This is a genomic window from Candidatus Poribacteria bacterium (assembly GCA_016866785.1).
GTDB lineage: Bacteria > Poribacteria > WGA-4E.
This window is the reverse complement of the sequence record VGLH01000110.1, coordinates 1-13,830: the sequence shown is the minus strand read 5'-3', so window position 1 is coordinate 13,830 and position 13,830 is coordinate 1. Positions and strand designations below refer to the sequence as shown.

Annotated in this window: 13 protein-coding genes; 3 read left to right on the top strand and 10 right to left on the bottom strand. The window is 64.0% G+C overall.

All coding sequences use genetic code 11. The features are described from left to right. The 5 genes from FJZ36_14370 to FJZ36_14350 all read right to left on the bottom strand — a co-directional run. Positions 1 to 1,103, bottom strand: a 1,103-nt coding sequence (locus tag FJZ36_14370; GenBank protein ID MBM3216088.1) for a tetratricopeptide repeat protein, incomplete at its 3' end; no start/stop codon positions are given. A gap of 117 nt (positions 1,104 to 1,220) precedes the next feature. Further along, entirely contained in the window at positions 1,221 to 2,045 is an 825-nt protein-coding gene (locus FJZ36_14365; GenBank protein ID MBM3216087.1) for a hypothetical protein, read from the bottom strand. A gap of 14 nt (positions 2,046 to 2,059) precedes the next feature. Beyond that, positions 2,060 to 2,668: a sigma-70 family RNA polymerase sigma factor gene (locus FJZ36_14360; GenBank protein ID MBM3216086.1), complete on the bottom strand. Its 609-nt coding sequence runs from the start codon at positions 2,666 to 2,668 to the stop codon at positions 2,060 to 2,062. 57 nt (positions 2,669 to 2,725) lie between these two features. Continuing rightward, positions 2,726 to 3,889 carry a tetratricopeptide repeat protein gene (locus FJZ36_14355; protein ID MBM3216085.1) on the bottom strand — a complete coding sequence of 388 codons (1,164 nt, stop codon included), beginning with the start codon at positions 3,887 to 3,889 and terminating at the stop codon, positions 2,726 to 2,728. Between the two features lie 33 nt (positions 3,890 to 3,922). Then, positions 3,923 to 4,111, bottom strand: coding sequence for a hypothetical protein (locus FJZ36_14350; protein MBM3216084.1), 189 nt, complete (start codon positions 4,109 to 4,111; stop codon positions 3,923 to 3,925). 106 nt (positions 4,112 to 4,217) lie between these two features. Between FJZ36_14350 and FJZ36_14345 the strand changes: the two genes are divergently transcribed. Genes FJZ36_14345 through FJZ36_14335 form a run of 3 tightly spaced genes read left to right on the top strand, consistent with a single transcriptional unit; the run spans position 4,218 to position 8,311 of the window. Then, on the top strand, positions 4,218 to 7,085 hold the full coding sequence (locus tag FJZ36_14345; GenBank protein MBM3216083.1) for a hypothetical protein: 2,868 nt from the start codon (positions 4,218 to 4,220) through the stop codon (positions 7,083 to 7,085). A gap of 39 nt (positions 7,086 to 7,124) precedes the next feature. Then, positions 7,125 to 7,883, top strand: coding sequence for a TIM barrel protein (locus FJZ36_14340; protein MBM3216082.1), 759 nt, complete (start codon positions 7,125 to 7,127; stop codon positions 7,881 to 7,883). A gap of 47 nt (positions 7,884 to 7,930) precedes the next feature. After that, the gene (locus FJZ36_14335; GenBank protein ID MBM3216081.1) at positions 7,931 to 8,311 is read left to right on the top strand and encodes a hypothetical protein; all 381 of its coding nucleotides are present in this window, start codon (positions 7,931 to 7,933) and stop codon (positions 8,309 to 8,311) included. A 1-nt stretch (position 8,312) separates the two neighbouring features. Here FJZ36_14335 and FJZ36_14330 read toward each other — a convergent pair whose 3' ends face one another. The 5 genes from FJZ36_14330 to FJZ36_14310 all read right to left on the bottom strand — a co-directional run. Beyond that, positions 8,313 to 9,206 carry a hypothetical protein gene (locus FJZ36_14330; GenBank protein ID MBM3216080.1) on the bottom strand — a complete coding sequence of 298 codons (894 nt, stop codon included), beginning with the start codon at positions 9,204 to 9,206 and terminating at the stop codon, positions 8,313 to 8,315. A gap of 54 nt (positions 9,207 to 9,260) precedes the next feature. Further along, complete coding sequence (locus tag FJZ36_14325; protein MBM3216079.1) at positions 9,261 to 10,052, bottom strand: ABC transporter ATP-binding protein; 792 nt, start codon at positions 10,050 to 10,052, stop codon at positions 9,261 to 9,263. 85 nt (positions 10,053 to 10,137) lie between these two features. Further along, a complete protein-coding gene (locus tag FJZ36_14320; GenBank protein MBM3216078.1) occupies positions 10,138 to 12,288 on the bottom strand; it encodes an HlyD family efflux transporter periplasmic adaptor subunit in 2,151 nt (716 codons plus the stop codon). Beyond that, positions 12,182 to 13,534, bottom strand: coding sequence for a TolC family protein (locus FJZ36_14315; GenBank protein ID MBM3216077.1), 1,353 nt, complete (start codon positions 13,532 to 13,534; stop codon positions 12,182 to 12,184). Before FJZ36_14315 ends, FJZ36_14320 begins: the two co-directional genes overlap by 107 nt. A 166-nt stretch (positions 13,535 to 13,700) precedes the next feature. Then, positions 13,701 to 13,830, bottom strand: a 130-nt coding sequence (locus FJZ36_14310; protein ID MBM3216076.1) for a branched-chain amino acid ABC transporter substrate-binding protein, incomplete at its 5' end; no start/stop codon positions are given.

Genomic DNA, 13,830 nt, shown 5'->3' with positions numbered 1-13,830 from the left:
TTCTCCTCGTCCGGAGACTTCGCCTTCGAGTTCGCTGCGGCGAACTTCATGTAGGCTTCGGCAACACCGTAGCGCGCCGCCGGGACATACGGGCTGGTCGGGTACTGCTCGACCACCATGCGGTATGCCGTGACCGCCTGCGGGAAGTCCTCCGCCTCGACGTAGTTGTCGCCGATTTCGTACTGGATCTCGGCGCGCAACTGCATGTCGTTGGTGTTCTCGATGGCGAGCTGGTAGTTCTGGATCGCGTTATCGTAGTCCTTCTGCCGCGTGTAGATCGTCCCGAGGTCGAAGTACGCGCCGGTGACGAACGTGCTCTCCGGGAAGCCCGTTACGAACCGGTTGTACCGGTCGATCGCCTCCTCGAGCCGGTCGAGCTGGAGCAGGCAGTATGCCGCCTTGTATTGGGCTTCCGGCACGAGGTTGGAGTTCGGGAAAGCTTCGTTCGTGAGGACGTCGAACTCTCGGAACGCCTGCTCGTAGTTCTTCTCGAGCAGGAACGACTGCGCGATCAGGTGCTGCGAGTCGTCGCGGAAGTCGGAGTTGGGGAAGGCGTCGACGATCTGCTTGAACGCCGTTCTCGCCTTGTCGTACTCCTGCAGCTTGAAGTTGAGCTGCGCGATGGAGTACCACGCATTCTCCAGATAGATGCTGTTCGGGAAGTTCTGGATCACCTCTCGGAACTTGGGATCTGCCTCCTCGAACTTCTGCTGTTTGAAGAGGACATAGCCCCAGAGGAAGGTGATCAACTCCCGGTGCTTGGGCACGGTGGCGACCGCGTAGAGGGGCTCGATCACCTCGACCGCGTCGTCGTACTTCGAGAGATCGCCCGACTGCTCAGCGATCTGCGTGTAAGAGAACGCGATCTTATACTTGGCGAGCGTGTTGAAGTCCGGGTCGATCACCTCAGTCTTGACGAAAGGCTTCTGAGACTCGACCAGCGCCTCCTCGTACTTGGCGATCGCGTCCGTGTACTTCCTAGCCGCGAGGAACTGCTCAGCCTCTTCGAAGAAGTTCCTCACACGCTGAGAGCTGCCGCTGGGCCAGAAAAGCACAGCCAGCAGCCCGACGATTCCGACTCCGACGAGGAGTTTGCTGTTCATGTAGGCGGATCCTTTCAGAGGAGCCCGGCAATCACGCCACTCACACGAGATAACGTTGTTCGATCGACCATACTCAGAATAAGACCGGCGCCAGCATACACGGTTCGACGCGCGAGATCAACGCCGTCCTTGCGGCTTCGCAACATCCGGGAACGTCACATCGGACACTAGCGCCACTGGACTTCGCACGAACGCCGAAAGCCCGTAGTCGCCAGGTTGACGCCAGCCGAATCGGCTCGGCCGACTGAAGCGCGAGACGAGTCCGTCCACGGCAGCATCCGTCTCGAAGCCCGCATCCCACGCGTTCGGTTCTGCCGAGGGGAGCGCCATCGCCAACCAGCCATCCGCCTGCGCAACGAGGGCTGGCGGCGGCTCACTCGCGACGACGTCGCGGTTCGCCACGGGTTCGACGTCGGCAACGAGCGGATGGGACAGCCCGTCCATCAGGCTCACTTCTACCAAGCGGGCAGCATGCGGACGTCCGGAACGCGATGCGACAAGCTCGCGGTGGGCGTCGCGGCCGCTGATCGGGCGAGCAGCACTGTCGGGCAGGGCTGGGGTCGCAGCTACAGCGCCCAGCCCAAACGGGATGGCGCGATGGTCGGCGTCCACGGCGATCCGGCGCACACCAGCCGACACGATCAACAGCGCGACAGCGGCGACAACGGCAGCGCCGGTCAGCCTTCTGAGACGGCTCAGCGCCAGGGCCCGAGGAGCCATGGCGTCCAGTTTGGACGGGAGCGACTCGAGGTAACCGGGCGGCGGGACGGCTACGGACACTCGTCGGACCAGCGCCGCCGTGCGTTCCGCCGCGTGCAGCGTCAGTCGGCAGGTCGGACAACTGTTGAGGTGCGCGAGCAGCCGCAACCGCTCGCTTCCGGGCAATGCGCCCGTCGCGTAGGCGTCCAGTCGGGCTTTGACTTCCCGGCACATCAGGTGCATCTCTCAGCCCTTCGCTAGCCCCGAACGTAGTCGGCGAGCTTCTCGCGCAGCTTCGCTCGAGCCAAGTGCAGACGCGACCGCACGGTCCCATCGGGGATCTGCAGGACTTCGGCGATCTGCGGCGCGGTCAGACCCTCGAACTCGCTGAGAACCAACGCCGCCCGGAGTTTGGGAGGCAGTGAGCCGACCGCCGCCCGGACCACCTCCGTCGCTTCGGACGCAAGCAACTCTCGGCTCGGAGGCGGAGACGATTTCTGTCCATGCCATGAGAGAAGACCCAGGAACCGTCGAGCTCGGTCGCGCGCCCGAAGCCGGTTCAGGCACACGTTCGTTACGGTTCGGTAAAGGTACGTCCCCATCGACGCGTCGCCTCGGAATCGGTCGAGGGCGCGATATGCTCTCAGGAACGTCTCCTGGACCACATCGTCGGCGTCCTCGTGGTTCCGCATCATGTGCACAGCCACCCGGTACACCGGCTCGCGGTACTTCATCACGACCGATGCAAAGGCTTCGCGCGCATCGGTCGCCTCCTCCGCGATGCCGAGGTCAACCTCGGCTGGAGCGAACAGGCGCGGCACATCCACAGTCGCCCTTCCGGTTGCGTCGGAGGTGGCATGCCTCATGTCAACTTAGACACCTCAATGTGCGAAGTGTTCACTTGAACCGCGCCGCGCAGACCATCATGGGTCAGACAGCCGCTCGAGGCGCAGTCGTATGTCAGTGTCGTGCGCCGGATCGACGCCGACTAACATCGACAGCACGGCTTGAGCCTCTTCTCGATCCCCACGCGAGGTCAGAGAGTCCGCGTGTGTCAGCATCCGCCGCAGGACCGAAGCGTCCAGCCTGTGCGCGTCGACGAACGCTCGCCTCGCGGCTTCGGCAGCCCCGACCTTCAGGTAGCAGACGGAGAGCGCGAGCGACATCTCAGGGTCCTCGACGCCCATCTCGACGACCTTCTCGAACAGGGCTCCCGCTCGAGCGTGCTCCCCCATCTGGTAGAGAACCATGCCCAGCCCGAGAACGGCATCGTCCAGACGAGCCCCGTCGCCGTCGAGAGACTGCTCGAGCTCCTCGCCGCCGAACATCCTGTCGCCGTCGCCCATCAACAATGAGCGCGCATTCCATCCGAAAGTCGGCGAAGGCTTCCACGACTCAAGCAGCCTTCTGGCGTTGGGTCGTGTCGCCGGACCGATCACGCGACGTTCGGGCGCTCCATCGAGACGCCGCGCTTCGTCCACGGTCCGGGGTGCCGCGTCCGGCGACGTCTTGGGCTGAGCGCTCCCTCGCGCCGTTGCAGTCGTCACGCCGAGCTCCGCGAGCCGTTCCCTCACTGCCTCAGCACGGCGATGCGTCGCATGTCGCGCGAGGAACCCCTGGTAAGCGTCCGCCGCGGACAACGGGTCTGCCAGGCGCTCGTGGACCAAGCCGAGGTCGGCTCGAGAGTCCGCGTCGAACGCGCTGCTGCCGATATCCAGAATGACGGTCAGGAGGCTGTCCCGTGCGTCCCCGTACCGCTCGGATCGGATCGCGTACTGGGCGAGCCGCCAATGCGCCTCTGCGGCTGTCTCGTGCTGAGGTCCGAGGGCGACGAGCTCGCGAAGGACATCGACGCCGCGCTCGTCGAAATCGGCGCGATCCATGTAATACCGCGCCAGCTCCAGGCGCGACTGGGAGGCTTCTTGGTTGGTCCGGGATGTCGCCACTCGGTCGCGAAGGCGGTCGCCTTCCGACACGCGGTCGCTCTGCTGCACGCCGGGCACGGCGACACCCACCGACGCGCATCCCGCCGACAAAGCCAGCACGAAGGCGACGGCGAGCCCTCTGACCCAAGACAATGGGCCCACTCGTAGGACCTCCTGTCGCTGAATCGCGCCACGTCAGCGGATCAGCGACGCCGCGTACGCCACCGCCAACCCGCCGACGAAAGCCGCGACCCAGCCCGCGACGGCGACTGCGCCGATGGCGATGGAACCCCATACGGACGCGCGCTGCGGCACGTTCCAGAACCCGTCGGACGATGTCGCCCCATCGCGGACGATCTCGACCGAGTCCGGGGTGCTCCCCACGTTCCAGAGGCGTCTCTGATCGCGCAGGATCTGTTCCCGCAGGGCGCTATGCTGCCCGCTTCGACGTTGTGGCGACGGTTCCTTATGGCTCATGGAGTCAGTGTAGGTGTCGGGGCGCACTTCGTCAAGCTACGAGCAGTCATGGAACTTGCCGCTCCGACCGGCGACGAGTATGCTCACGGTCGGAGCCGCGACAACGGTTCCCACGGCTGAGCGCGTCCCTCGTACCGATCGGTTTCCGGCGACCTACCACCTGAGTGAATCGACAATGAGATACATACCGCGGACGGAGCATCCACGACCCGATTTCCAGCGCGAACGGTGGCTCAACCTGAACGGCGTGTGGCAGTTCGAGTTCGACCCGGACTGCGTCGGCGTTGAGCAGGGATGGCACTCCGGACGTCGTGACTTCACACGGGAGATCGCGGTCCCGTTCCCGTGGGAGAGCTCGTTGTCCGGCATCCAAGCGCCGGACTATCAGGGGGCTGCGTGGTACCAGCGAACGTTCCAGGTCCCAGACGAGTGGCGCAAGCACCGGGTTCTCCTCAAGTTCGGCGCGGTCGATTGGGAAGCGAGAGTCTGGGTCAACGGCGTGTTCGTCGGCGTCCATCGCGGCGGCTACGTTCCGTTCGAGTTCGACATCACCGATCACCTGGTTCCCGGCGACAACACGCTCGTCGTCCGCGCGTTCGACGATACGCATCCCGACTACCCAAGCGGCAAGCAAACCGGGTGGTACACACGGACCAGCGGCATCTGGCAGACGGTCTATCTCGAGGCGATCGGAGACGCTCGCCTCACACAGCTCCACGTGACGCCCGACGTCGCCAATGAAGTCGCCTACATCGACGCGCGGATCATCGGCGCTGCCGACGAGTACTCGCTCGAGTTGACCTTCCTGGAGCGCGGTCTGCCAGAGGTTCGGCGCGTCGTGATGCACAACGGCGCGTCGACCCACGTGCGGGTCACGGTGCCTATTCCAGACCCAGAGCTGTGGAGCCCGGAGCATCCCGCGCTGTACGAGCTCACGGCAACGCTGCTGCGGGACGAGGTGATCGTCGACTCGGTGCAGACGTACTTCGGCATGCGGACGATCTCGCGAGGGCGCTACGGCGACCGCCCGTACGAGTACATCTTGCTGAACGGCGAGCCGATCTACCTGATCGGCGCGCTGCACCAGTCGTTCCACCCAGACGGCATCTACACGTATCCCAGCGACAGCGTGATCCGCGGCGACATCGAGCGCGCCAAGAACGAGTACGGATTCAACTTCCTGCGAATCCACATCAAGGTCGACGAGCCGCGCCTCTACTACTGGGCGGATCGGCTCGGACTGCTCATCATGTACGACCTGCCCAATACAACCCACGACAATGACAAGTCGCGCGCCTATTGGGAGCAGACGTTCCGCGAGGCGGTCGCGCGCGACTACAACCACCCGTCGATCTTCTCGTGGGTGCTGTTCAACGAGACCTGGGGCATCGGTCACGGCGAATACACGGACGAGACGCAGCAGTGGGTCGCCGACATGTACGGGCTCGCCAAGTCGCTGGACACGACCCGGCTCGTGGAGGACAACTCTCCCTGCCGCTACGACCACGTCGTGACCGACATCAACTCTTGGCACTTCTACATCGACGACTACGCCAAAGCTCGCCAGCACATCGGGCACGTCGTGGCGGAGACCCACGACGGATCCGGCTTCAACTATATCGGGGGCAGGACTCAGGGCATCCAGCCGCTGATCAACAGCGAGTTCGGGAACGTCTCCGCAGGTGGGGGCGACCGGGACATCTCGTGGGGCGTGAAGTACCTGACCAACGAACTTCGACGCCACGACAAGATATGCGGCTACATCTACACAGAACTGACGGACCTCGAGTGGGAACACAACGGGGTCATGAACTACGACCGGTCGCGCAAGGAGTTCGGGTACAGCTCCCACGTCCCTGGGTTCTCCATCCGGCAGATCAACGCGCCGGACTTCCTGGTGATCGACTGCGAGCCGTGTCCCTCGGCAGATGCGGGCGAGACATTGAGCATTCCGGTCGCCATCAGCCACTGGTCGCGCCGCGACGAGGAGAACATCGAACTGCACTGGGTGCTCACAGGCGTCGATGTGCGCGGACGGACCAAGGTCTATTCGCAAGATCGGCGACCGGCTTCCTGGGTCCCGTACACCGTGCATCCGCTCGGCGACATCAGCGTCACGCTGCCCAACGAGCGCTGTCTCGCGACGCTCGCCGTGTGGCTTCGCGGCAGACGCGGCATCCTGCTGGCGTCGAACTACATCAACATCGACGTTCAGGCGGACGTGCCGATGGCGGAGAAGATCCACGCCGGGACTGTGCTGGCTCGATTCAGACCGGAAGACTACGCCCGCTGCGAATGGTCGGGGCGAACTTTCCCCGAAGCCCAGGGCAAGGCAGCCGGCTGCGGAACGGGGCTGATCGAGTACCACGTCGCCCTCCCGGAGGGCATCGCTGCTCGGCAGCTCGACACGGTCGAGATCGTCTTCGAGGGCGCTGCGAAGGCGGACGCCGAAAAACTCGACTGGCCCGCCCGACGCCGCGATCAGGACTACCCTCAGACGGACACGCGCAAGCATCCGACGGACCTGCGCCTCACGCTGAACGAGGGACCGTCGACCGAGCTCGCGTTTGCCGACGACCCGGCGGACATGCGCGGCGTGCTGTCGCACCTCGCGTCCTACCACCACGGGTCCTACGGCGACCTGACGCGCATCACGTTCGCCCTGTCGGACACTTACCGCGAACAGATCGAGGCAGACGGGCAGATTCGGCTCCGCTTCGAGGTATCCGATGGCGCGGCGAACCAAGGCGGGTTCTGCCTATTCGGAGCGCGCACAGGACGGTATCCCTTCGATCCGCACATCATCTTGCGCTATCGCGACGACACGCTTCCCGCGGAATGGCGCACCGACGAGCCGCTGACGCGCGACGTGCATCAGTAGAGTCCCACGGCGACCCGGCACACGACGGAGGCACGCACCATGAAGCTCGGGATGGTCACCTACAACCTGGGACGCGCTTGGTCCGTCGACGCGATCATCGAGCACTGCACTCAGACGGGGTTCGAGGGAGTCGAGCTCCGAACGACGCACGCTCACGGCGTCGAAATCAGTCTTACGGCATCGGAGAGGTCCGAGATCAAACTCCGCTTCGCCGACAGCCCCGTCGCGTTGGCTGGGCTCGGCAGCGCGTTCGAGTACCACTCGATCGACGCTGACGAGGTTCGCCGTAACATCGACGGGACCAAGCTCTACGCGCGGCTCGCGCGCGACGTGGGCGCGCCCGGCATCAAAGTCCGTCCCAACGGGCTCCCAAAGGACGTGCCGGTGTACCGAACGCTCGAGCAGATCGGGCTCGCGCTCCGCGAGTGCGCCCAGCATGCGTCGGGAATCGGCGTCGAGGTGCGGCTCGAAGTGCACGGCGGTGGTACGTCGGAATTGCCGCACATCCGCACGATCCTCGACTACGCCGACCACGCGAACCTTCGGGTGTGCTGGAACTCGAACGCGACAGACGTCGTCGGTGGGTCCATCCGCGACACCTTCGCGCTCGTTCGCGGCGCGATCGGGCTGGTTCACATCACGGAGCTGTGGAACCCGTCGTATCCGTATCGGGACCTGTTTGCCCTGCTTGCGGATAGCGGCTACGACGGGTTCTGCCTCGCGGAGATCGCCGAGAGCTCGGAGCCTGACCGGCTGATGCGTTACTATCGCGCCCTGTTCGACGCGATGCAGCCCTGACGACTCGGTCCTACCGGCGTTCTGTATCCTGAGCCAAGGAGGCTGACATGCCGCTCACGGTCATTCGAATGGCGCGTCCGAGCACGCACTGGCAGGAAACCTACGTACGACTGGCGGCTGGGAACCGCCTGGTTGTCGATGCCGAAGGCGCATGGTCCCCCGATCTGCGGAATCGCATCGGATGGTGCGGCGGCGACGGCGTGCCAGGACTGATTGCCGGCGACGAGTTCCTCATGCCTGGCGCGAATGTCGGAGCCTTGATCGCACGCATCGGAAACGGCAAGCCGTTTGCTGTCGGGGCTCGGTACGACAACATCGTTCGGGAAGAAGGCGTGCTCTTCATCGCGATGAACGAGAACCCGAAGCACAACAACCAGGCGGGGTTCCTGATGGCTCAGTTCATCGTTTTCGGTGAGGGGGAATCGTAGGCTAGAGCCCGAATCGCATGGCGACGAGCACCAGGTCGGCGATATCCACCACGCCGTCGCGGTTGACATCGCTGTGCTGGAGCCCTTCGGCTCCGCGTTCGCCGAAGTCGCGCGCAACGCTCACCAGGTCGGCGATATCGACCCGTCCGTCGGCGTTCACGTCGGCACGCGAGCGGGCGGACACGATCATGCCATCGCTCGTGACCGCAACGGCAGTCACTTCGGCGTCTGCCGCCAGTTGACCGGCTATCCAGGTGGAAAGAGAGCTCGAATAGCCCTGGAACGCCGCGTTCGCCTGCTCCACCATGGACGCGCTGACGGCGCGGATGTTTTCGCGGACGACATCGCGAACCGCCGGGAGCGCGTCGTCCGTGTTCGCCGCGAATTCCCCTCGGAGCGGCATGAACGCGATCCTGCCATCGGACGCAACCGGCTCAAGGACGAGCGTCAGGCTGGCGGCTTCCACGGCGAATGTCAGGTCTCTCATGTTCTGCAGAAACCGCAGCGAGCCCGTGATTCCGTCCGCCTTGTCCGCGATGGTCAGCCGAACCACCAGCCCGCGTTCCGCTGAGCTCCACCGAACGCGTGCCTCCTGGAAACGGAGATCGTTGAGCTGGACCTGCGCGATGCCCAGCAACGAGACGATTGTCCGCGGCGGCATCGAAAGCCGTACGCGGTACGTAGGCGATCCGAACAGCGTTAGCGGGTAGTCGTTGTCGCCACTGGACAGGCGCGCCAGGCTGCCTTCGCGGATGTTGTCGTTGAGTTCTGCTGCTAGGAGGTCGGCGTCATCAATGCCGATTCGGAGCCTGTAGGGATCGGCGGGCGACGGGCGGCCGCACCCGATTGAGGACAGAACTACGATGGACGCCCATGCGCACACCCAGGCAGACATGCAGCGCCGCCAGCGTGGTATGAGCGGGAAGGCGAACACGGCGGCTCACCGAGGCTAGTCGGCGTAGTGGGTCGGGGCGGACACGATGGGCTGCTCGCCGTGAACTTGGCGAGCCAAGGGCGACATCTCGCGGATCCACTGATCGGCTTCGACGACTCCATCCCGAAGACGGATGATCCGCTGGCAGTACCCGGCGATGTCGGGTTCGTGAGTGACCATGAGCAGTGTGTTCCCCTGCTCGTGAAGCTGCGAGAAGATCCCCATAACCTCGATGCCGGTCTTCGAATCCAGGTTGCCGGTCGGTTCATCGGCGAAGATGATCGTCGGCTTGGTGACCAGAGCCCGGGCGATTGCCACGCGCTGGATTTGCCCGCCTGAAAGCTCGTTGGACTTGTGATGGGCTCGGTCCGCCAAGCCCACGGACGCGAGAGCTTCCATCGCGCGCCGCCGCCGTTCGCGCCTGCCTTCGCCGCTGTAGATGAGCGGCAGTTCCACGTTGTGCATGGCGGACATTCGGGGCAGCAGGTTGAACGATTGGAAGACGAACCCGACCTTCTTGTTCCGAATCTCGGCGAGCCGGTTGTCGCTCACCTCGCCGATGTTGAGCCCGTCTAAGAAGTAGGTTCCCGCAGTCGGCTTGGCGAGGCAGCCGAGGATATCCATCATCGTCGATTTTCCCGAACCGGAAGGGCCCATGATCGCGACCATCTCGCCGCGCGATATCTGGACCGTCACCCCCCTCAGAGCGTGCACGCGAACGTCGCCCATCTCATAGACCTTGGTGAGGTCCTTGACGTCGATCAAGACGTCGCCGCCGCCCCCCCGATCGCCGTTGCCATCTTTCATCCTGCCGCCTTCGTCGCTTGTAGCACTGGGTATCTGCACTCGACATCGCCCCGGACGTGCCAGCCACCGCTATCCATCGCGAGGCTTACCTGCCCGGACCCGGACGCTGCGAGCTCACGAGATCGCGCAGTTCCGGGATGACCACGTGGTCGCCCACGCCCAGTCCTGAAACCACTTCGAACGCCACGTCATTCCTCAGACCAGCCTTGATTTCGGTCTCGATGCCCTTGGGACGGTCTACCTTCTTCGGTCCGGGCAGCAACCGCGCCCAGAACGGCTTCTTCGCCTCTTCCGGCGCGTCTCCGTCGGGCACCATGACGAGCTGCTTCCGATCGCTCTCGACGAGCACCGGGATGTCTTCGATGCGCCGGTCGTCTTCAGGCTTCTTCTTCTCCTGCTCCTTGAGCGTGACGAGCGTCAGCACCTGCTCGCCGGCGCGCAAGCCTTTGGGCGCGTCGTCGTCGATGAACACGACCACGTTGCGCCTGCTTGCCGGCTCAATGCGTGAGATACGTCCGGGATAGCGCTTCCCCGACCTCGACTCGACGTCCACCTTCTGATTCCGAGTCAGTGACGAGAGCTCTCCGCCGGGCACCGTCGCATGGACGATGACTTTCTGCTTTTCGATGAGCGTCTCGATCGGAAGCTGAGCGACGGACTGCCTGTCCGCAACGATGATGTCCACATCGACATTCATCCCAGGACGAAGCTCCGGCGGCGAACCGAGCACCTCGACCTGGACCTCGAACTTCGTAACGCTCTCACCAGGGCGAACCTGTGCGAGCGGCGATATCTCCTTGACGCGCCCCTGGAACACCTTGTCATCGTAGGCGTCGGTGCGGATCTCAGCCGCCTGCCCCACTTCGACGTTGGGTATGTCCACCTCGGCGATGTAGGCCTTCGTGATCATCTGGGACAGGTCCGCAATCGTCATGATGGCGGGCCCCTGAGCGAACCCCGAACGGCCCGACACGACGATCTCGCCCTCCTCGACTACCAACTGGATGATCGTCCCGGAGACCGGAGCGACGATCCGGGTCCACCCGAGCTGTTCGTTGACGGTCTTCAGCGTGCTCTGTGCTCGCAGCAGATTGGAGTAGGCGGTCGTCAGCGCAGACTTGCTGTTCTCCTTCTCCGGGTCCACCGAGTCGAGCACGCGCTTGAGGCGCGTGTCCGCCGTGGCGAGTTGGAGCTCCGCCTGACGCTCGAACGCCTCACGCGAGCGCTCCAACGTGTCGAGATTCTCGCGCTGATACTTGAGTACGCTCTCCCGGTTCTGCAATGACGACCGGGCGGCAGCCAAAGCCTGTTCCTGGGACCGCACCGCCTCTGCTCTGGTCGCGACGTTTTTGATCGCCTGCTCGTGAGCCGTCTTGGCGCTCGCATAGCTTGCCTCAGCCGACTCGAGCTGGCTCTTCGACACGAACTTCTTCGAATAGAGCTCGCGCATCCGCGAGACCTCGGCTTGGGCGTTCGTCAGCGAGACCTTCGCCGAGTCCTGCTGCGACTTGGCGGTGTCCGCTGCCAGCTCTGCCTGCGTCAGGGCGATCTTTGCCTGTTCGACGCCGATGCGCTCCTGCTCCAGCGCCGCCCCGCTGGACGTGATCTCGAGCTGCGCCGAGGTCAGCTGCTGGACTGTTGTCCTCTGCGCGGCTTCCAGGGCAGCGCCGGCAATCCGCTGCGAGTCTTCAGCCTCTGCGAGCGCGCTGTTCTGCTGGATGTCGGTCAGACCGACGTTGCGCTTCGCTTGCTCCCACTGCGCCTGTGCCGCCAGTAGCCCCGCATCCGCCTGGTTCTTCTGTTCGCGAAGCTGACGATCATCGAGCTGGATCAATGGCTGACCCGCGATGACGAGATCGCCCTCGTGAACCAGCAGTTGCTTGATCTCGCCTTCGACGTTCGATTTGACGTTGACCGACAGCAGCGCCTCGAGGGTGCCGGTCTCCCGTATCTTGACGACGAACGGCGCCGACTTGACGACTTCGGTCCTCTGCTTGGAATCGTCCTTGGGCTTCCCTTGCGCCAGAACGTTCGCCGCGTACCAGCCTCCCCCTGCAACCGCCACCACACCGACGACGAGAATCACCGCCGCTCGAAGTCGGGTCATGAAGCACGCCCTTCCGACGATCCTAGGGGCGCTTGCCGACGGCCCGGTCAAGCGCGCGCTGCGCGATCTTGTAGTCGTAGAACGCTCGTATCTGGCTGGTCGTCGCCTGCGCGTACTGTGCCTGCGCATCGAACAGCTCGAGGGGGATCACCAGTCCCTCCGCGAACCGGGCAGCAGTGACTTTCAGGCTTAGATCGGCGTTCCGAACCTGAACCGCCGATATCTCCAGTCGTTTCTCCGCCTCGACCAGATTCAGATACGCCTGTTGAACGTCCAACGCGATCGTACGGTGTAGTTCCGCGTTCTGTTCCTCAACCCTAGCGAGCTCGAGCTCGGCTCGATCCAGCGCCCGCTTCGTCGCGCCACCGTCGAAGACCGGAAACTGCACTAGGGCTGATGCGCTCCACGTGCGGTACTTCTTGAAGTCGTCGCGCTCGTTCAGATAGTCGTCCACGTTCGCAGTGAAGTTGCCCTGGGCGCTGACACGAGGCAGTCGGTCGAGCTGTGCGCGCTTGCGCGTCAGCTCGAGGGCTCTCAACCCCAATCGGCTCTCCGTGATCTCTGGTCGCTGCCCCATCGCAAGAGCGATCGTCTCATTCAGAGACTTGGCGTATCGCTCGATCTTGCCGGTCTCCAAGTACCGGTCGAAGTCCGCCTCGTCGGCGATGGAGAGCCGCGCGTCCGGCGACAAGCCGAGGATCGTGGGCAGGTTCGCCTGGGCGATATCGTGCGCGTTCTGGTCGTTGAGCAGGCTCAACTCGTCCGTGGCAACGCGCACTTCGGCTGCGGCAACGTCCGCCTCAATGGCTTTCTCGAGCTCGTAGAACGCCCGAACCCGACCGGCGTTGCCTCGACTGCTCTCAAGGAGCTCCGTATCCAGTTCGACGAGCTTCGCAGCTTCCAGTAGGCGGTAGTAGGCTTGGACGATCTGAAAGACTAGGTTCTGACGGCTTCTCTCCAAACGCGCCCCGGACGCCTCGTGGTTCGAGCGGGCTTGGTCGAGCGCGATCCTCCGCCTGCCCTGGTCCCAGACCAGGTAGTCCGCCGTCACGCTCACGTCGTAGTTATCCCGCTCGAAGCCGAAGTCGACGCGGTCGTTGAACAGGTACCTGCCCTGGGCATCGACCGATGGCAGGAATTCGCCACGAGCGTCTTTCACGCGAAGGTCATTGATGCGCAGATCGAGCTCAGCCGTGCGTACATCGGTCGCGTTCTTCAGCCCGAGTTCGATGCACTCGTCGAGCGTCAGCGGCGCCTTTGGGAGTTCGGGGGATTGCTCCGCGCCGTGGGATGCACCGGCGTGCAGTAGGAGGAATAGGACGACGGAAACCGGTCTCAACAGGACACGCAGGACTTGCCGCGACATGCTCACCATGTGTCGTGTGACCTACCTGAGGGAGACGGAAGGACGCCCGTACGAGGAGCGTTCGGGCAGACTGCATGCAGACCGGAGCCACACGAGAACGCGTTTTCCGGTCAGGTAGTAGACGCGGCTGCCGACGCCCAGGTTTACTCGCGCGACCATGGCGCCGTGCCAGAGCCTACTGAGCTTGCTTCTCAGCCGGCACGAACTCGCCGTCTTTGACGACCGTGACATACGCTGGCTTGAGACAGTCCCCGTTCTCGTCGAAGTACGTCGGACCCGTGACCCCCTGGTACGCGGTCTCGGCG